Raw genomic sequence first — 20,305 nt, forward strand, 5'->3', positions numbered from 1 at the left:
ATTTAAAAACTTACTGTAATTCTTCCCCTTTCTTCTTCAGGTACTGGATAATATTCAGCAGGTGTTAATCCCATTATTCTTGCAACAAGTGCTGCAGGAATTCTTTCTTGGGCAGCATTATAATTCATAACGATATCATTATAGAATTGTCTTGCAAAAGCAATTTTATTCTCTGTATTTGTTAACTCTTCTTGAAGTTTTAAGAAATTTTCATTTGCTTTAAGTTCTGGGTATGCTTCTGCAACAGCAAATAAAGTTTTCAAAGCACCAGTTAATTGATTGTTTGCCTCTCCAATATCTTTTATAGAACCAGAAGTCATTGCTCTAGTTCTTAGATCTGTAATCTTTTCAAAAACCTCTCTTTCATGCTTTACATAACCTTTTACAGTTTCAACCAAATTTGGAATTAAGTCATATCTTCTCTTGAGTTGTACATCAACTTGTGCCCATGCATTTTTAACTCTATTTTTTAGAGTTATAAACATATTGTAAGTGCCTATGAACCAAAAGAGCACAATCAGCACTATTCCTAAAATGATCCATCCAATCATTATTCACCTCCAATTTTCTTTAATTATACTTTATTTTAAATATTTTTGTTATATAGATAAAGTAAATATAAGGAAAAAAATATCCCAAAAATTGAGAAAATCAATAAGAAAAGAGGGGAAGAGTTTAATTTTTTATCTATGAAAATTCCAACTGCCCCAAAACTTAAGGTTGTAGTCAAAAAAATAAAAATAATCTCAAAAACTATTTGAATAAAACTTTTATTTTTCATCTACAAGTTAATTATATATAAATTAATGATATAATAGTTTAAAGATGAAAGGAAAAAGTTTTATACATAAAAATGCAATTAGAGATATAGCAATTCTATCTGCTTTAAGATGTTATGGTATAATTGGAATGGCACCAGTAAATATATTACAAAAAATAGAAAAGGCTCTTGGCTCCAGTGAAGCAACAAGAGGTGTCGAAGTTGAATTTTTTAATGGAAAATTTATCATTAAATATCACATTATTGTTTCAAAAGGAATTAATATAAAAGAAGTGATTAACAATTTGATTGAACAAGCAGAATTTTCTTTTAAAAAAATGATTCATATAAAACCTGAAATAAAAGTTTTCGTTGAAGAAGTTAAGGAGGAGTAAGTTTTGGAATATCTCGATAAAGATTTCTTTCTCAATTTTTTTTATCAAGGATATAAAGAAGTTGAAAAAAGAAAAGAAGATATTAACAAATTAAATGTATTTCCAGTACCAGATGGAGATACGGGCACAAATATGTTTATGACACTTCAATCAAGTTATGAAGAAATACAAAAAAATAACCCAAAAAGTGTAGGCGAGATTTCACAATGTATTGCGAGAGGAAGTTTAATGGGAGCAAGAGGAAATTCTGGTGTTATTATGTCTCAAATTTTTAAAGGGATGAATATAGTTTTAAAAGAAAAAGAAAAAATTACTCCTAAAGATTTTGCACTTTCATTTGTTGAAGGTGTTTCAAAAGCATATAAAGCAGTAATAAAACCAGTTGAAGGAACAATTTTAACTGTGGCAAAAAGTTTTGCAAAAACTTTTTATGAAAAGATCAAAGAAGGAAAAAATTTAGAAGATGCTTTTCTTGATGCAATTATAAAAGGAAGAGAAACTCTTAAAAAAACTCCTGAAATGTTAAGTATTCTAAAAGAGGCTCAAGTTGTTGATGCTGGTGGTCTTGGGTTTTTGTGTTTTGTTGAGGGTGGTTATAAAGCAATCAAAGGGAAAGAGGTTGAACTTGAAAAAATAGAACTAAAAGAACCAAAAAAATTTAAAAAATTGCTTTATCCTTATGATGTTGTGATCTTGCTTTCTACAAATTTAAAAGAAGAAACAATAATTAAAGATTTTAATATAGATGGTGATTCATTAATAGTTGGTAAAGAGGAGGATTTCTTTAAAATTCACTATCACACAAATAATTTATTTGATTTAATAAATTATTTCAGCAAGAAAGGAACGATTATAAAAATTAATATAGAAAATATGCAATATGAAATAGATAAATTAAGTCAAATAAAAAAAGAGGTTGGATTTGTTGCAGTATCTCGTGGAAAAGGATTTGAAAAAATTTTGAAAGAAGCAGGGGTTGATTATATAGTTGAAGGAGGACAATCTTTTAATCCATCAACAAAAGATATACTTGAAGGAATTGAAAGTGTTAATGCAGATAAAATTATTATATTTCCAAATAACTCAAATGTTTATTTTTCAGCACTCCAAACAAAGGAACTAACAAATAAAAAGATAGAAGTTATTCCTACGAAATCTATACCAGAATGTATTACATCTCTTACTATGGTTGACAAAAATAAAAGTTTTGATGAGATTGTAGAAGATTTAAAAGAGTATATTAAAAATATTAGAGTTATTGAAGTTACTAAATCTATTAGAGATACCGTTTTTAATGGAACAAAAATCAAAGAGGGTGATTATATTTCAATTTTTGAAGAAAAAATTGTTAGTAATAAAGATTCACCTGAAAAATCACTTATTGAAATGTTAAAAACAATAGAAATTGAAGATGGAACACTCATCTCAATTTATTATGGAGAAGATATAGATGAAAATAGAGCAGAGGAGTTGAAAGAAGAACTTCAAAAATCATTTCCCAATTGTGATATAGAAATTTATTATGGTGGTCAACCTCTTTATTATTATATTGTAGCTTTGGAGTAATTATGATAAAAGTTGTTATTGATTCTGGATGTGATTTACCAGAAGAATATTTGAAGGAGAAAGATATAAGGGTTATCCCTTTATATCTAAAATTAGATGATAAATTTTTAAGAGATGGAATTGATATTAAACCTCAAGAGTTTTTTGAATTATTAAAGAAAAATAAAAATATTAATACCTCTCAGCCTCCAATTGAAGATTTTATAAAAGTTTACAAAGATATAATCAATGAGGGAAATGAAGTAATATCAATACATATAACTGGAAAAGGTTCTGGAACAGTAAGTAGTGCTAAGATTGCAAGAGAAGAAGTAGATAGAGATAAAATTGATGTTCTTGACTCAAATCACATCTCTGCATCATACGGTTTTATTGTAAAAAGAATCCAGGAGTTAATAGACAAAGGATTTTCAAGGAATGAAATTTTAAAAAGATTTACTGAAATTATAAACAAAGTTCAACTTTTTTTTACATTAAACACGCTTGAATATGTTTATAAAGGAGGAAGAGTTAATGAGATAAAAGCAATTTTTTCAAATATACTTGATGTTAAACCAATCCTTATAATGAAAGATGGATTACCTAAAATTTATAAACTCATTAGGGGAAGAAGAAATTCATTAAAAGAGTTAATAAAAATAGTAATTGAATACTTAAAAAATGTTAAAAATTTTGAAATTGCCTTTGTGCATGGAGACGCTTCCTTAGAAATAAATTTAGTAAAAGAGGAGATATTAAAAGTCTTAAAACCAAAATACTTTTTTACTAAATTAATTAACAGCGCCCTTGGTGTTCATGCTGGTCCTGGATCACTTGGAGTTGCTATTAATTTAATTGAGGAGGAGTTATGAGTGAAAAATTTAAATTAAAACCAAATCAATTAAAAAAAGAGTGTGATTTATCTATTTTTAATTTCAAAACAACTGAAGAGATTCAACCAATTGAATATTTAATAGGACAAGACAGGGCTCTATCAAGTATAAATTTTGCTCTAGACATAAAAGTTGACGGATATAATTTATATGTTTCAGGATTGCCTGGTTCAGGAAGAACATCTGCTATAAAAAGAATTGTAAGCGAAAAAGCAAAAGATGAAAAAACACCTGATGATCTTTGTTATGTTTACAATTTCAAAGATCCTGATAGACCTAATTTAATAAAATTTCCTGCTGGAAGAGGTAATAGTTTCTCAAAAGATATAGATGACTTTATATCAACAATAAGAAAAACAATCCCTAAAGCATTTGAAACAGAAGATTATGAAAGAAGAAGGAATGAAATAATAAAAAGATTTCAAGTAGAAAAAGAAAACATAATTCAAGAAATAGAAAATATTGCAAAAGAAAAGGGGTTTTTAATTCAATTAACACCAACTGGAGTTTTAACAATTCCACTTAAAGATGGAGTTCCAATAAAACCTGAAGATTTTCAAAAACTTACACCTGAAGAACAAAAAAGAATTCAAGAAGAAGGTCAAAAACTCTTAGAAGAGTTAAATGAAGTAGTTATAAAAATTAAAAAAATAGACAAAAAATTGATTGAAAATTTAAATGAACTTGATATTGAAATTGCTGTATTCGCCATTGGACATCTTCTTAAAGATTTAAAAGAAAAATATAATGATGTGCCCGAGGTTAGTGACTACCTTGATGAATTAAAAGACGATATTATAAATAATTTAGGTTTCTTTAAATCTCCAAAAGAGGATGCAGAAGAATTTTTGAGAAGATACAAAATCAATGTAATTGTTGATAATTCCAAAACAAAAGGAGCGCCAGTAGTATTTGAAACAAATCCAACCTACTTTAATCTCTTTGGTGGAATTGAATATGAAACAAAAATGGGTGTTACTTTTACTGATTTTAATTTAATTAAATCTGGTTCAATTCATAAAGCCAATGGTGGATATTTAATCATAAATGCTCTTGACCTCCTTTTAAATCAATTTTCTTGGGATGCCTTAAAAAGAACTCTTAAAACAAAAGAGTCAATCATCGAAAATCCTCTTGAACAATTTAAAATAATTCCAACAGTTTCAATTAAACCAGAACCTATTCCTATAGATGTAAAGGTTATTTTAATTGGAACACCGTATATTTACTACTTACTTTATTATTATGATGAAGACTTCAAAAAACTATTCAGAATAAAGGCAGATTTTGATACAGAAATGGACAGAAACGAAGAGAATATGAATAAATATGTAAATTTTATAAGTAGTTTTGTAAGAAAAGAAAATTTAAAGCACCTTACAAAAGAAGCAGTTAAAGAAATAATTGAATATGGTTCAAGAGTTGTGGAAGATCAAGAAAAAATTACAACAAGATTTCAATTAATAGGAGATCTAATTACCGAAGCAAATTATTGGGCTCAAAAAGAAAATTCAAATTATATTGATGCAAAACATATTATAAAAGCGTTAGATGAAAAATATTATAGGTCAAATTTAATTGAAGAAAAAATTCATGAGTTAATTAAAGATGGAACCCTTCTCATCGATGTTGATGGTGAAAAAATTGGCCAAATAAATGGTCTAGCAATAATTTCAATTGGAGATTTTGATTTTGCAAAACCTACAAAAATAACTGCAGATGTTGCGATGGGAGCAAAAGGAATAATAAATATTGAAAGAGAAGTAAAACTTTCTGGAAGAATTCATGATAAGGGTGTTATGATACTTTCAGGATTTCTTGGAGAAAGATACGCAAAAGATAAACCTTTATCTCTTTCTGCAACAATAACCTTTGAACAATCTTATGAAGAAATTGAAGGAGATTCTGCATCAAGTGCAGAATTATATGCTTTAATTTCAAGTATTGGTAAAATACCGATAAAGCAATATCTTGCAGTTACAGGTTCAGTAAATCAAAAGGGAGAAATACAACCAATTGGAGGTGTCAATAGAAAAATAGAAGGTTTTTTTGATGTCTGTAAAATTAAGGGATTAAATGGAAAACAAGGTGTTATAATACCTAAAAGTAATCTCAAGCATCTAATGCTTAAAAAAGATGTGATAGATGCTGTAAAGAATGGAATGTTCCATATCTATGCAATATCAACAATTGATGAGGGTTTAGAAATTTTAACTGGAATGAGTATACAAGATATTGATAAAAAAGTAAATGATGAGTTATATAAATTAGCAATATCGTATAAAAAATTTGGTGAAGAAAAAAGAAGTAAAAGTAAAAACAGAAAATAGTTTAGAAACAATAGAGTTAGGCGAAAGGCTTTCTTATTGTTTAAAGAAAGGCGATTTAATTCTTGTAAAAGGAGAACTTGGAGCAGGAAAATCTACTTTTATTAAAGGTATAGGAAAAGGTTTTAAAATATTAAATGAAATAAAATCTCCTTCTTTTATTATTGTTAATGAATACAAAGGAAAAGAGTTATCACTCTATCATATAGATCTATATAGAATAAATGGAGTTGAAATTTTTGAACTTGGTTTAAAAGAATTTTTAAATAAAGGAGTTGTTGCTATTGAGTGGGCAGATAAAGTTGAAGAATTTTTTTCTGATTTTGATTTAATTGAAGTGAAGATTGAGATTTTAAGTGAAAATGAAAGATTGATTAATATAATAATCAAAGGAGAGGATTTAATAAAAAGATGTTACAAATTTCATTAAATACAGCGATTGAACCATATGGAATTTCACTTTTAGAAGACGAGAAACTTTTATCAGAATATACTTGGTCATTTTCTGATACAGGGAAAAATGATCATATTACTGGCCTTGACTTTCTTTTAAAAAATTTAAATAAAAAAATTAATGATATAAATTTTTTAACTATTCTTTCTGGACCAGGTTCATTTACAGGTTTGAGAATAGGTTTTACCTTTGCAAAAACAATTAATTATCTCTTTAAAATTCCAATAGTTACTGTTGATGCTTTTGAAGTTTTACAAGAAAAAATTAAAGTCGAAAACTATTTAATTGTCATAAATGCAGGACTAAAGGAGTTATTTTTATTTAAGGAGAATGACATAAAAATAGTTAAACAAAGTGAATTAATTGAAATTTCAAAGGAAAGTTTAATTATTTTTCCTGAATATTATTTGTTCAAGGAATTTGGAATTGGAATTTATTTAAATATTGATACATATACTCTGGGTAAAGTTGGATTTAAAAAATTTAAAAAAGGAGAAGTGATTGATTATAAAAACTTAGTACCTCTTTATTTAAGAGAAATTGAATCAATATTTAAAAAATATAAAACATAGGAGGAAATTTTATGGATAGGAAATCTTTAATAAAAGATATAGAAAGAATTAGAAATTCAAAAGTACTCGTTTATTTTCTTGGTCCAAAATCAAATATTGCTCAAGATGCAGTTGAGGTTCTTTTTAATCATTTGAGAATTATAGGTAAGGTTGAAAAACTGGATCTTTTTTTACATACATTTGGTGGAATACTTGAGATACCCCCTAAAATTGTTTCAATTATGAGGGAATTTTCAAATCACTTTTCTGTTTTAATTCCATATAGAGCACACTCTGCAGGAACTTTAATAGCGATAGGAGCAGATGAAATTGTTATGGGAAAAATGGCTGAACTAACACCTGTTGATCCACAAACAAGATCTCCTTTAAATCCTAAAGATCCAAAAGGAGAAATAACTTTTGTTGCAGTTCAAGATCTTATTTCTTTTTTTAAATTTGTTGATACAGTTGGAGTAGAAAAGAAAGAAGAAATATTAAAAAGTTTATTAGAAAACCTTCATCCTCTTGTTATTGGAACTGTAAACAGATCTTGGTCATTAATAAAACATATTATGAATAGATTACTAACTCATAGTAATTATACTAACGAAGAAAAAGAAAAAATCATAGAACTTTTGTCTGGGGGATTACCTTCGCATAATTATTTAATAACAAGAGATGAGGCGAAGGAGATACTTAAAGAAAAGGTTGTCTTCGCATCGGAAGAACTTGATAGATTAATGTGGGATTTATATATTCAATATATGATTCTTTTTAATCCTAATGTGCCATTTATTTTTGATTCACAATTTAATAGAGAAGTCAAAAAAGTGAATATTGCATCAATAGAAACATTGAACTCTTTATCACTATTTATTCAAATTTTTGATAAAAAGGTTGAAGATGGAAAAATTATTGAAGTTCCTATCGCAGGTGGGTGGTTTGATTTTAAGTAATATCCTTTTTTAGAAATTTAAAAAGGTAAATAGAAATTGGAACGCACACAACAATAGCCAGAATTGCTTCTGGAATTCCATGAATAATTCCAACACTAATTGCTTGTTGAATATTTATTACTTTAAATATAACACCCAAACCAAGTGTTATAACTGTATTTGTCATACTACCAACAAAGGATGCAAGGGTTAATGAAACAACCAAGGGCTTACCCTTAGAAATATATAAATAGAATAAAAGTGAAATAATAAAGATAATTATAAGAGAAATATAATAAAATTTTATATATTTCTGAATCACATAAAATAGAATTAGAAATAGAATAATTGATGCTGCCATATGTGTTATTATTAGATTAATTTTTTTCTCTTGTTTTAAAACTTTATATAATGAATAAAATACTAATGCTGCAAAAACTCCAATTAGAGGCCTTGCTGGGAATAAAACCCAAATAGGGAACATTGAACCAAATGCATAAATAACAGAAATTCCAAAAATAACTCCAACAAGTGCACCATATTTTGCGCCTAATACAATACCAGTAATTATAACTGGGATATGCATTATTGTTGCAGCACCTGCAGGTGTTGGAAGAGGAATATAGCCCCATGTGGTAAAACCCAAAAGAATAGTTATAGCACCTAAAATTCCAATTAAAGTAATTTCTCTTGTCTTTTGATTCATGCTCTCCTCCTATAACTCCCCTAAAAGTGTAAAATATAAATTAATAATGCTTAAAACATACATTTTAATTTTAATACTAAAAAAAGATTTATCAATAAAAGTTGGGGTTTTAAAAAATGTTTATTTTAAAAAAGGATATTATATTTACATAGGAAGCGGTAAAAGAAATATAAAGAAAAGAATTTTAAGACATATAAGAAATTATAAAAAAATTAGATGGCATATAGATTATCTAACAACAAATGAAAATTTTGAAATAAAAAATATCTTTTTATTTAGCAATATCTCAGAATGTTATCTGTCTAATAAATTCTATTTAAATAACTTTTCATATATTAGTAAATTTGGTTCTTCAGATTGCTCTTGTAAATCTCATCTTTATTACTCAGAAAGTTTTAAAAAAATAAAAAATTTGTTAAAATCCTTTAAAAAGAGGAGGTTTTTATGAGTAAATTATTTGAAGAGATTCAAATAGGGGATATGGTTCTTAAAAATAGAATCGTTATGCCACCACTTGCAGTAAAAAATCCAGAAAAAGGTGGATTTGTAAATGACATAGTTTTAAAATACTATACAAATATGTCAAAACTTGGAATGGGTTTAATTATCACTGAAAATGCTTTTCCTTCAAAAGAATCAAGAGTTATGCCAAATCAACTTTTATTATCTGATGATATCTTTATTGAAGGTCATAAAAAATTAGTAAATGAGGTTCATAAAAATGGAGTAAAAATTGCTATTGAAATTAATCATGCAGGTGCAAATTTATTTGAAATTCCAGAACTTAAAAATATGCTAAAAAATAAAGATGAAAGAGATTTTATTCTTGAAGATGAAGAAGATACTAGAAAACCCTTAAAATCAATAAATGAAGAAGATTTACCAAAAGAAAAAATTAGAGAAATCGTTTTGTCATTTGGAGAAGCAGCAAGAAGAGCAAAGGAATCAGGATATGATATGATTGAAATTCATGCAGGACATGGATTTTTAATTAATCAATTTCTCTCACCAATGATTAACAAAAGAAAAGATGAATATGGAGGCACTTTTTTAAATAGAGCAAGGATTCTCTTTGAAATAATTGAGGAAGTAAAATTAAAAACTCAGGGTTCTTTAATTTCTGTAAGATTACCTTTATCTGATAATCCTCCTCAATATAAATTTTTTGATGACGGTCTTTCGTTAGAAGAGGGTCTATTAATTGGAAAAGAGGTGTCCTATAAAGTAAATATGATTGATGTTACAGGAGGATACTCTGGTAGTCGACCAAAAGAAATATCTCAATTTGATGGATATTTTAAAGATTATAGTAAAAGATTAAAAGAAATAGTAAGCATTCCAATTAATTTGACTGGAGGAATAAAAACACCTCAATTTGCAAATTTTTTAATTGAAAACGAATATTGTGATACTGTTGGAATTGGAAGAGCGCTTTTATCTAATAAAGATTGGATTGAAGAAGCGAGAAAAGAGTTAGGTTAAAAGTTTAATTAATTCATCTAATCCAAATTCAATAATACCAAATTCCTTTATTTTGATTTTAATTTTACTTTTTTTTGAATAGTTTTTAACTTTTATAGTTATTTTTTCTCCCAAATTCCATTTGAATGGATATTCTTTTTCAATTTTAATTAAAGAACCATCCGTTTCAATTTTTTCAATGTGTAAATCAATAAATGAATTAACTAATTTTAACTCTAAATAATCTTCATTTATTTTACTTTCTTCCTTTAAGATTGTTTTCAATAGATAAGAGAGATTTGTATTTTTTGAACTTTTAATTAAAAATCTATCTGGAAAATCTGTTATAACTCCAAATGGATTTAAGTTTTTAATTAGTTCTATCTCTTCATATTCATTTACAACCCAAGGAATAATCCTTAACGAAAAATTTTTATAGTAATCAACTATATAATTTATGTTAGGCTTTATAAATTGAACATCTTTCAAATATTCATCTATATTTTTGGGAACATGTACAAACAAATATGCAAAATTAATTTCTGGATAAATTTTTTTAAATTCAAAAATTTTGTTATGGTAAAAAGAAGAAACAATAACCTCTTTATAATCAAATTTCTTGATTATATCTAAAGTAAATTTAAAATCATCTGGATTTTTTATTTCAACATCAATAAATTTATTTTTATCTCTAACAAACTCTAAAACTTCTTCTAGAGAAGGAATATTTTCTTTTAAATTTAAATTCTTAAGGGAGTTGTAATTGTTTTTTCTTATATCAAAATCAACTTCAAAGACTCTTCTTAAGTTTGAATCATGAGAAAGGACAATTTTATCATCAAGGGTCTTTTGAACATCAACTTCTATTCCATCTGCTCCTATCTCAAATGCTTTTAAGAAACTTTTTATTGTATTTTCTGTTTCATAAAAACATCCTCTATGTCCTATAATTATCATTTCTTAATTAATTTTTTAAGAGCATTTTCAATTCCAGCATAACCTGTGCATCTACATAAATTACTCTCAAGATATTCTCTAATCATTTCATCATCTGGATTACTATTCTTTTTTAAAAGAGCATAAACATTTACAATAAAGCCTGATGTACAAAAACCGCATTGAAAAGCATCTTCTTCAATAAATGCCTTTTTTATGTTTTCATCATCTATTCCTTCAATTGTAGTTATTTTATCATCTTCATTAATTTCAATAGCAAGAGTCATGCAAGATTTTTGGGGTATATCATTAATTAAAATAGTGCATGCACCACAATCTCCATTTTCACAACCTATTTTGGTACCTGTTAAACCAATCTTTTCTCTTATAACTCTTAAAAGAGTTTCATTTGGTTTAATCAATACTTTTCTTTTTTCGCCATTAATATTTAATATTTTTTCAATGTAACCTTCGTATATTTTCATAACTTTAACTCCTTCCAAAATATCTTAATGCGTCATTTAAAATAATTTTAAACAACTCTATTCTATACTCTTTTGATGCTCTAAAATCTGATTTAAAAAGTGGTGAAAGTCTCTCAACTATTTTTTTAACTATTTCACTCAAATTCAAATCTTTTTGATTTAAAATATCCTCGCTCTCTTTATCTCTTAAAGGAAAGTTAAATGCGCCAGTAATTGCCATTTTTATACTTGTATTTTTAACAAAAAGAGTTGAAACAATGGGATAATCAACTCTTGAAAAGAAAACTTTTCTATCATAATAAAAATCTAAATTTAGAAATTCTTTTTTTAGAATAAATTGTACTACTATATCTCCTTTTGTTATTTTTAAATTTTTGTCAAAAATTTCATTTATATTAAATTCTTTAAAACCTTCAGAAGTATAAATTCTCACTTTTGAATCAAGCAAAAGTAGTGGAAGAACAACTTCTCTAAATGGCAGTTGCCCTACAACATTGCCACCAACTGTTATTTTGTTTCTTGTAGTTCTATCAGCAATAAATCTTATTGATTTTGAAATAATTTTTGAATAGTTAGAATCAACTAACATATTTAGAGAGACTGTTGAACCAATTATTAAATTGTCATTATCAAAATATAAATCTTTACATTCCTTTATGTTCTTTAAATCAATTAAAATATCTGGTGAAATAAGGCCTTTTCTTGAAAAAGTCACTATTTCAGTTCCCCCACTGTAATAAAAAGGGGTCAGTCCCTTTTTTTCATAATCTTTATAAATTTCATATGCTTCTTTTAAATTTTCTGGTTTTACATAAACAAAATCTTTTGATATCATTTCTCCTCCCTTATTTTATTAAAAACTCTTTCAAAAGTTATAGGTAATCTATTAATTTCTTTACCAATTGCTCTTGATATTGCATTTGAAAGAGCACCTGGAATACCTAAAATTGCTTCTTCCCCAATACCTCTTGCACCATATGGACCATCAAGTTGTGGAGTTTCAACAAAATCAATAATATATTCTGGGTGTTCTCCAAATCTTGGAATCTTGAAATCTCTTAAAGTATAATTTAAAACTCTTCCTCTTGAATCGAAAATAAATCCCTCTGTTGTTGAAAAACCTATCGCCATCTCAATCCCGCCAATAAATTGATTTTTAACAAGTTTTCTGTTTATTACATGACCTGCATCTATTACACAAACTGCCTTAAGTATTTTATAGTTTCCATCTCTTAAGTCAACTTCTACCTCAACCGCTTCTGCACCCATAGTATATTCAAGAGAGGGTTCACCCTTGCCTGTTTCTTTGTCAATATCAGTCAAAAATCTTGATATATATTTTCCTCTACCAATAATTGGTCCACCTATTGCATTACCATTTGGATAAACATATCCTAAAACAATATCTTTGAGTTCTAAAAATTTATTTTGATCTCCTAAGACATAAACTTTACCATCTTTTAATTCTAAGTCTTCCTTAGGGCATCTTAGTACTTGTGCTGCTATTTCTTTTATTTGATTTATCGCATCATCACATGCCTCTAACACTGCTCTTCCAGCCATAACCAATGATCTACTTGCAGCAGTTGTCCAATCATGTGGAGATCTATCTGTTATAACTTCAGAAACCACATTTACTTTTGAAATGTCAATTTTAAATTTTGATGCAACAATTTGAGCAATTCCAGTTTGAGTTCCTGAACCTATCTCAACAACACCAACATTCACATTTATTGATCCATTCTCATTAAAAGTTATTATTGCGCCTGCATCTGTATTTGGAGGAATCATAGGTGGTTTCCAAAAACATGCGAAACCTTTTGCTCTAACTTTATTTTCATCTATCTTTATATAATCACCTTCATCCCATTTAATGAGTTCTTTAGCCCTTGTAATACATTTTCTTAAATCTCCAGTTGAATCATCCATTAGTTGTTGTGTTGGGGTTGTATCTCCTTTTTTGATTGCATTTATGTATCTTAATTCAACAGGATCTATATTCAATTTTTTACTTAGAATATCAATTGCTCTTTCAATTGCAAAACCAAGTTCAATATGTCCGAAACCTCTATAAGCAGTTGCAAAAGGATGATTTGTATAAACACATAATGAATCGCATTTAACATTGGGAACATTATATGGTCCTGTACAAGATATAGCCGCACCTCTTGATATGTTTACTGCATAATCTGCATAAGCACCTGAATCAAAAACATATAAAATATCCATTGCAGTTATCACTCCATCTTTTCTTGCACCAATTTTTACTTTTCCATACATACCAATTCTGCCCGGTGATGAAATTAAATCTTCTTCTCTTTTATTAACAAGTTTAACTTTTCTTCCATTCACGCTTTTTGAAAGAATTAATGCTAAACCTTCAAGTTGTATTCCTGCTTTTCCACCAAATCCTCCACCAACTTTAGGGGCAATTATTTTTATTTTTTCATGTGGAATACCAAAAAATTTACTCAATAGATTTCTTACAACAAAAGGTGCTTGTGTAGAAGAATAAATAACTACCATACCATCAGGTAAAATTTCTGCAATTACTGCTCTTGGTTCAAGCGCTACATGATCACCTGGTGGAAGACAAAACTCCTCTTCTATAATTACATCAGCCTCTTTAAATCCTTTTTCAATATCTCCTTTCCTAATTTTTGTTCTATTTGCGACATTGGTTCCCGGTTCTGGATGAATACTTGGAATATGTGAATATTTTTCCATTTCCTCATGAATAATTGGTGCATTTTCTTTTAAGGCATCAAGTGGATTTCCAACAAAAGGAAGCGGTTCATATTCAACTTTTATAAGTTTAACTGCTCTCTCTGCGATCTCTTCATTATCAGCAACAACTGCTGCAACTGGTTCTCCAAAATATCTTACTTTATCTATTGCAAGAGGTGGTTTATCACCAAGATAAATTCCAAAAAGAATTGGATAATCTTTCCCTAAAACTATTGCCCTAACTCCTTCAATCTTTTTAGCCTCTTCAATGTTTATTGATTTTATTTTTGCATGTGAAAGTGGACTTGTTAATAATCTTGCATGTAAAAGATCAGGAAAATTTAAATCATTTGTATAAATTGCTTTTCCAGACACTTTTAAAAATCCATCTATTCTACTAATTTCCTCTCCAATATAATTAAATTCACTCATAAAACCACCCTCATAATTTTATTATAAAATTATAATTGTTTTAATTCAAAATTTAGGGAAAAATTTTCATTGATTTTAGATGTATTGGTGGTAATGACACGCCCTTTTGTGGAAAAGATGATGCTTCTGGTTTATCTGAAAGTCCTAATACCTTCGCATCTCTATCTTTTGCTTTACATATTATTTCATAAACTTCTCTTGTTATCATTATCTCTTCTTCCAACAAAATATCTTGAGGTGTTTCATCATTTAAAAAATCCATTCTTTTTATTGTTTTTTCAAATTCTTTATATCTAAATTCAATAAAGGGTGTCTGATCATAATTTTCGATTCTTAAAATGCAATTTTTGAGTAATTCAATAAATTTAGAGCTTTTTCTAGTTTTTTTTAAGATAGTTTTTAAAAAAGTCAATTTATCAATATGTATTCCTTTTTCAAATTCATCAAGAAATTTACTAAATGGGTATAAATCTAAATAAAAAAGAATTGTTAAAAGAGTCACTATATCTTGATTGTCTTCTGTAAATGAATGATATTTTTTTTCATTTAACTTTTGGTAAATTTCAAAAAACTTTTTTTCATCATAATTACCTATAATTTCATTTGCTATTTCCTTTATAGCATCAAATCTTGCTTTTGTAATAGATAAATCATTTCTTCCTTTTGCACCAATTATAGTTTTATCAATATCTACAATAAAAATTGTATATTTATCCACTTTTATTTCTAACTCATCAAAAATATCCTTAAGATTTTCCCATCTATTATTAATTATTATATTATTATGTCTCACCCTTTCACCCTTTCCCTCTGTTATTATTCCAAAAACTTCATATTTATTTAGAGCAGTCAAGTTTTCAACAACTGATTTATCATTTAAAAATGTATCACCTATATAAATCACCCTTTTAAATTCTCCAATTAATTCAATTAAATATGATAAAACCTTTACATATTCTTTATCTTTTTTTCTTGGAAGAAAATTCAGTGAAAGAGTGTCTTTTATTTTTAAAAAATTAGGCAAATTTTTTTTAACAATATTTAACTCTCTATAAATAATATAATCTTCAAATATATTATTTAAAACATCTCTTTTATACATTACTATACCTTAATATAATTTAATTTATATAAAATTTCAGCATTTAACACACTTCCACCAGCTGCACCTCTTATTGTATTGTGAACTAAGGATGTAAAAGTAAATGTGAAAAAAGAACTCTTTTTAATCCTACCAATGGAAATTGACATACCTTTATCAATATTCGAATCAAGAATAGGTTGAGGTCTAGTTTGTTCATCAAATATTCTTAACACTTTTTTTGGAGAAGTTGGTAAATTTAACTTTTGGGGTTCACCTTTAAAATCTTCTAAAATTTCTTTTATCTTTTCTACATCCACTTCTTTATCTGTTTCTACAAAATTTATTATCATATGACCATCTCTTATTGGAACTCTATTACACCTTGCCTCAACATCAAAATTTGCTGATAGAAAACCATCTTTTGTAAACTTACCTAATATTTTTCTTAATTCAATTTCAATCTTTTCTTCTTCATTTTCAATATACGGTATTATATTATTAATAATTTTCATTGATGGAAGCCCTGAGACTCCTGCGCCAGAAATTGCTTGCATTGATACAGATAAAACTCTTTTAATTCCCAATTTTTCTTTTATTGGTTTAAGAGGAATTGCGATACCTGTTGTTGTACAATTTGGATTTGTTACTATAAAACCGGCTCTTTTTTGAAATTTAATTGATTCAATATGTTCTAAATTTACTTCAGGAATAAGTATAGGAACAAATTTATCGTATCTATGTGAACTTGAGTTACTAAATACATAATAACCCTTTTTTGAAAGTTCATCTTCTATTTCAAAAGAGATCTCTTTTGGTAATGCAGAAAAGATAATTTTACTTTCCAATTTATCATTAATTGATTTTAATTTTATCTCTTTTATCTCATCATTTAACTCTTCCTCAATAAGCCAATCAACTGAATCTAAAAATCTTCTCCCTTTTTTATTTTCACTTGCACACAACTCCTTTATTTTAAAAAATGGATGATTTTGCAAAATTGAAATAAATCTTTGCCCTACAATTCCTGTTGCGCCTAAAATAGCTACCTCAACCATGTTACTCATCACCTAATTTTAACTCATCATGTAATATATTAACAGCATTAATAACATCGCTATCTTTTACAATGAATGAGATATTATATTCTGATGAACCTTGTGCTATCGCTATTATATTAATTTTGTTATTACCAAGAATCGAAAAAATTTTCCCTGCAATACCATATCTTCCTTTCATTTTTGCACCAATTATTGATATTATTGAAACATCGTTATCAACAACTATACTATCAATTTCTTTTCTTTTTAATTCTTCTTTAAACTCAGAATATAATCTTTCAACCAATTTTTCACTCTCGTTTCTTTTTACAACAAAACAGATATTTTGTTCAGAAGAAGATTGGGATATCATTAAAACATTTGTTTTTAATTCAAAAGCATTTTTGAAAACTCTAAAAGAAATTCCAGGAACTCCAAGCATTCCCTTTCCATTAACACTAATAAGAGAAATATCTTGAATAAAAGTTATTGCTTTAATAAACTTTTCATCATCAATTAAATCACATATTAAAGTTCCTTCACTCTTTGGATTAAATGTATTCAGAATTCTTACAGGAATTTTTCTATCAATTACTGGAAGTAAAGAACGTGGATGTAAAACCTTGGCACCATAATAAGAAAGTTCTGCTGCTTCAATATAAGATAGATATTTTATTGTTTTAGCATTTTTAACATATTTAGGATCTGAAGTTAAGACACCGTCTACATCAGTATAAATTCTTACTTCATCTGCATTTAAAAGTCTTCCCAAAATTGTTGCTGAAAAATCAGAACCACCTCTACCAAGAGTAGTTATAAAACCACTCTTTGTTTTTCCAATAAAACCAGTAATAACTGGTACTATTCCATCAATAATTAGAGGAACAATTATTTTATCAACAAGAGGTTGTGATTCTTCATAAATTGGATTTGCATTTCCAAAATTATCATCTGTAATTAAAAAGAGATTTGAATCAACTGGAATAGATTTCAATTTATTTCTTTTGAAATATTCAGAAACAACTCTTACATTCATTCTTTCACCAAAAGAAAGTATAGTATCAAAAGCCCTTGGAGTTACTTCTCCTAAAATTTTTATACTGTTTAATATTGAGTGTAGTTCCTCAAGTAGTTCTTCAACTTCTTTTAAATTTTCACCAAATAACTCGTTCATAATATTTCTGTGTTTTGTTTTTATCCTTTCAAACTCTAAGAGATACTCTTGAGAACCATCTTTTGCAAAATTTGTTGCTCTTATTAGTGCATCAGTTATGCCGCTCATTGCTGAAACAACAATGGCCTTATCATCCTTAACTCCCTCAACTATCTCTTTCACCTTTTTTATAATTTCACTATCACCAACAGATGTTCCACCAAACTTTAAAACTTTCATACCACTTCCAAAACATTTAATATTTTTCTCTCTATCTCTTTTTTCTCATTTTTAACAGTAACAATTCTTTCTTTTATCTCTTCAAATCTCTCACTCATTTCAATAACAATATTTGGATCTTTTAACATATTTCCAGTTAAAATTAAAAGAGGTATTTCTCCTTTTTTAATAATCCCATTTTGAATTAGTTTTTTTAAACCCGCAACTGTTGCAGCAGATGATGGTTCACATCCAAAACCTAAAGAGTCTAATTCAATTTTGGCTTTTAAAATTTCTTCATCTGACACAACTTCTACAACTCCTTTTGTAAATTCAATTGCAAATCTTGCCTTCTCTATATTTACTGGATTACCAATTCTTATAGCGGTTGCAACTGTTTCTGCTCTTTGAGGAATAAATTCTTTAAAGCCACTCTTAAAATAGTTATAAAATGGACTTGCTTTTAGTGCTTGTATAACAGCAATTTTGGGTATTTTATCAATTATTTTAAATTTAAAGAGTTCAAAAAGGACCTTTCCAAAACTTGAACTATTTCCTAAATTTCCTCCTGGAACAATAATCCAATCTGGTATTTCCCAATTTAAAAAGAAGAATGAATCTATAATAATTGTTTTTTGTCCTTCTAATCTTATAGGATTCAAAGAATTTAGTAAATAAATTTTATATTTTGAAGAGATATCTTTCACAATTCTCATTGCATCATCAAAATCACCTTCTATTTCAAAAATATTTGCACCAAAGGATAAAACTTGAGATAGTTTTCCAAGTGCAACTTTTCCTTTTGGTATAAGAACAATACATTTACTTTTAGAAAGCGATGAATATGCAGCGAGAGAACTTGAGGTATTACCAGTAGAGGCACAAATGAAGGTGTTAAAGCCCAATTTTTTACCAATAGAAACTCCGACTGTCATTCCTCTATCTTTAAATGAACCAGTGGGATTTTCTCCTTCATGTTTTATATAAATTTTATTTAAGCCATAAAAGTTATTTATTTCATATAAATTTGTTTTCCCTTCTGGATATGTGATAATTTCTTTTTCTTCTAAATCAAAAACCAATTCTCTATATCTCCAAACCCCGCTCTGATCAATTTTTTTCTTGCTACTTAATCTTTTTTCCCAAATATCTTTGAGAGACGATAAATTTTCTTCCTCTTTTATAAATATTTCAAGAGGTCCACCACAATCACATTTAATTCTTAAATCAAATAAATCATATTCCTTTTTACATATAAAACATCTTAGAACTCTTTTCATAGTGATCTTTTTAAATTTGTTTTTAAAAATTAAATTATATTTTATTAAATTTTTTATAAAATACAACACCATTTTTAATTTTTATTTGAACCTCACCCCTATCTTTTAATTCATTTAATAACGAAAGAATTGAACTTTTAATTAAAGTTGCTACAATGTAAGAATCTATATTTAAATTTAATATATAAATTATATTTTCGATATTTTCATAATTTTTAATTATTTTTAAGATATCATCTTTAATTTTTCTTAAAACTTCTATATTTTCATCTATTATTTTTATTCCCTCATTTTTCTTATAAACTTCTCCATGTGATGGAAGAATAAAGTCAAAATCAAAGTTTTTAATAATTTCCATTTTTTCTAAAAATTTATAATAAGAGTGGAAATATGGAATAATGTATTTTTGAAGAATCTGTGTAGAAAAAAAAGAATCAGAAGAAAATAAAACCTTATTGAATAAAATTCCAATCATTCCAATAGAATGGCCTGAAAGATCAATTATTTTTAAATCTTCATTATCTATAGAAAAAACATTTTCATCAATTAAAACTTTTTCTGACATTACCCATTTGTTTAAAAAATCTTTGGGAGGATTTCCACCTAAAGATAGATATATTGGTTCTAAATTAGGATTTTCAATAAATGTTTTTTCCAAAGGAGATGAATAGATTTTTAAATTTAGAGTTTCTTTTATGTACTTTGCTCCACCAGTATGATCTGCATGGTGATGAGTTAATATTAAATTTTCCACATTTATTTTTTTATCTTCTAAAATTTTCTTAACTTTTCTACTTTTATCTTTATCAATTGGAGAATCAACCAAATAAAAAGAAGAACCTGCCTCAAAAAGAGGCAGGTTTGTTGTATCTTTAATAAAATAAATCCCTTCTTTAATCCTTACTAATTCCAAATTTATTCCTCA

At 27.2% G+C, this 20,305-nt stretch carries 20 protein-coding genes; 9 read left to right on the forward strand and 11 right to left on the reverse strand.

Annotation, left to right across the window (positions count from 1 at the left end; genetic code table 11):
* Positions 1-2: 2 nt before the first annotated feature.
* The gene (locus QMD25_05000; GenBank protein MDI6861352.1) at positions 3-551 is read right to left on the reverse strand and encodes a LemA family protein; all 549 of its coding nucleotides are present in this window, start codon (positions 549-551) and stop codon (positions 3-5) included.
* 274 nt (positions 552-825) lie between these two features.
* Here QMD25_05000 and QMD25_05005 point away from each other — a divergent pair, with 274 nt between their 5' ends.
* The 7 genes from QMD25_05005 to QMD25_05035 are packed head-to-tail and all read left to right on the forward strand — an operon-like array spanning position 826 to position 7,881.
* A complete protein-coding gene (locus QMD25_05005) occupies positions 826-1,155 on the forward strand; it encodes an Asp23/Gls24 family envelope stress response protein (GenBank protein ID MDI6861353.1) in 330 nt (109 codons plus the stop codon).
* Positions 1,156-1,158: 3 nt separating this feature from the next.
* Positions 1,159-2,721 carry a DAK2 domain-containing protein gene (locus QMD25_05010; GenBank protein ID MDI6861354.1) on the forward strand — a complete coding sequence of 521 codons (1,563 nt, stop codon included), beginning with the start codon at positions 1,159-1,161 and terminating at the stop codon, positions 2,719-2,721.
* A gap of 2 nt (positions 2,722-2,723) precedes the next feature.
* The gene (locus tag QMD25_05015) at positions 2,724-3,572 is read left to right on the forward strand and encodes a DegV family protein (protein ID MDI6861355.1); all 849 of its coding nucleotides are present in this window, start codon (positions 2,724-2,726) and stop codon (positions 3,570-3,572) included.
* Positions 3,569-5,923, forward strand: coding sequence for an ATP-binding protein (locus QMD25_05020; GenBank protein MDI6861356.1), 2,355 nt, complete (start codon positions 3,569-3,571; stop codon positions 5,921-5,923). Before QMD25_05015 ends, QMD25_05020 begins: the two co-directional genes overlap by 4 nt.
* Positions 5,886-6,350, forward strand: a complete 465-nt coding sequence (gene tsaE, locus QMD25_05025) for a tRNA (adenosine(37)-N6)-threonylcarbamoyltransferase complex ATPase subunit type 1 TsaE (GenBank protein ID MDI6861357.1) — start codon at positions 5,886-5,888, stop codon at positions 6,348-6,350. The genes QMD25_05020 and tsaE overlap by 38 nt, the downstream gene beginning before the upstream one ends.
* A complete protein-coding gene (gene tsaB / locus QMD25_05030; protein MDI6861358.1) occupies positions 6,332-6,946 on the forward strand; it encodes a tRNA (adenosine(37)-N6)-threonylcarbamoyltransferase complex dimerization subunit type 1 TsaB in 615 nt (204 codons plus the stop codon). The genes tsaE and tsaB overlap by 19 nt, the downstream gene beginning before the upstream one ends.
* Positions 6,947-6,957: 11 nt before the next feature.
* The gene (locus QMD25_05035; protein ID MDI6861359.1) at positions 6,958-7,881 is read left to right on the forward strand and encodes a hypothetical protein; all 924 of its coding nucleotides are present in this window, start codon (positions 6,958-6,960) and stop codon (positions 7,879-7,881) included.
* On the opposite strand, the gene QMD25_05040 is transcribed toward QMD25_05035, so the two are convergent.
* Positions 7,874-8,566, reverse strand: coding sequence for an ECF transporter S component (locus tag QMD25_05040; protein ID MDI6861360.1), 693 nt, complete (start codon positions 8,564-8,566; stop codon positions 7,874-7,876). The two genes, QMD25_05035 and QMD25_05040, sit on opposite strands and share 8 nt — an antisense overlap.
* A gap of 46 nt (positions 8,567-8,612) precedes the next feature.
* Between QMD25_05040 and QMD25_05045 the strand changes: the two genes are divergently transcribed.
* Entirely contained in the window at positions 8,613-9,014 is a 402-nt protein-coding gene (locus tag QMD25_05045) for a GIY-YIG nuclease family protein (protein MDI6861361.1), read from the forward strand.
* Positions 9,011-10,048 carry an NADH:flavin oxidoreductase gene (locus QMD25_05050; protein ID MDI6861362.1) on the forward strand — a complete coding sequence of 346 codons (1,038 nt, stop codon included), beginning with the start codon at positions 9,011-9,013 and terminating at the stop codon, positions 10,046-10,048. Before QMD25_05045 ends, QMD25_05050 begins: the two co-directional genes overlap by 4 nt.
* Here the strand turns inward: QMD25_05050 and QMD25_05055 are convergent.
* Genes QMD25_05055 through QMD25_05095 form a run of 9 tightly spaced genes read right to left on the reverse strand, consistent with a single transcriptional unit; the run spans position 10,040 to position 20,293 of the window.
* Complete coding sequence (locus tag QMD25_05055; protein MDI6861363.1) at positions 10,040-10,984, reverse strand: glycerophosphodiester phosphodiesterase family protein; 945 nt, start codon at positions 10,982-10,984, stop codon at positions 10,040-10,042. The genes QMD25_05050 and QMD25_05055 overlap by 9 nt on opposite strands.
* Positions 10,981-11,448 carry a (2Fe-2S)-binding protein gene (locus tag QMD25_05060; protein ID MDI6861364.1) on the reverse strand — a complete coding sequence of 156 codons (468 nt, stop codon included), beginning with the start codon at positions 11,446-11,448 and terminating at the stop codon, positions 10,981-10,983. The genes QMD25_05055 and QMD25_05060 overlap by 4 nt, the downstream gene beginning before the upstream one ends.
* A gap of 4 nt (positions 11,449-11,452) precedes the next feature.
* The gene (locus tag QMD25_05065; protein MDI6861365.1) at positions 11,453-12,283 is read right to left on the reverse strand and encodes an FAD binding domain-containing protein; all 831 of its coding nucleotides are present in this window, start codon (positions 12,281-12,283) and stop codon (positions 11,453-11,455) included.
* Positions 12,280-14,607, reverse strand: a complete 2,328-nt coding sequence (locus tag QMD25_05070; GenBank protein ID MDI6861366.1) for a xanthine dehydrogenase family protein molybdopterin-binding subunit — start codon at positions 14,605-14,607, stop codon at positions 12,280-12,282. The genes QMD25_05065 and QMD25_05070 overlap by 4 nt, the downstream gene beginning before the upstream one ends.
* 52 nt (positions 14,608-14,659) lie before the next feature.
* On the reverse strand, positions 14,660-15,709 hold the full coding sequence (locus tag QMD25_05075) for a hypothetical protein (GenBank protein MDI6861367.1): 1,050 nt from the start codon (positions 15,707-15,709) through the stop codon (positions 14,660-14,662).
* A 2-nt stretch (positions 15,710-15,711) separates the two neighbouring features.
* The gene (gene asd / locus QMD25_05080) at positions 15,712-16,746 is read right to left on the reverse strand and encodes an aspartate-semialdehyde dehydrogenase (protein MDI6861368.1); all 1,035 of its coding nucleotides are present in this window, start codon (positions 16,744-16,746) and stop codon (positions 15,712-15,714) included.
* Position 16,747: 1 nt separating this feature from the next.
* Positions 16,748-18,121, reverse strand: coding sequence for an aspartate kinase (locus QMD25_05085; protein MDI6861369.1), 1,374 nt, complete (start codon positions 18,119-18,121; stop codon positions 16,748-16,750).
* Positions 18,118-19,380, reverse strand: a complete 1,263-nt coding sequence (gene thrC, locus QMD25_05090; GenBank protein ID MDI6861370.1) for a threonine synthase — start codon at positions 19,378-19,380, stop codon at positions 18,118-18,120. Before thrC ends, QMD25_05085 begins: the two co-directional genes overlap by 4 nt.
* 34 nt (positions 19,381-19,414) lie before the next feature.
* Positions 19,415-20,293, reverse strand: coding sequence for an MBL fold metallo-hydrolase (locus QMD25_05095; protein ID MDI6861371.1), 879 nt, complete (start codon positions 20,291-20,293; stop codon positions 19,415-19,417).
* Positions 20,294-20,305 lie beyond the last annotated feature (12 nt).

Source organism: Caldisericia bacterium, from assembly GCA_030018355.1.
Lineage (GTDB): Bacteria > Caldisericota > Caldisericia > B22-G15 > B22-G15 > JAAYUH01.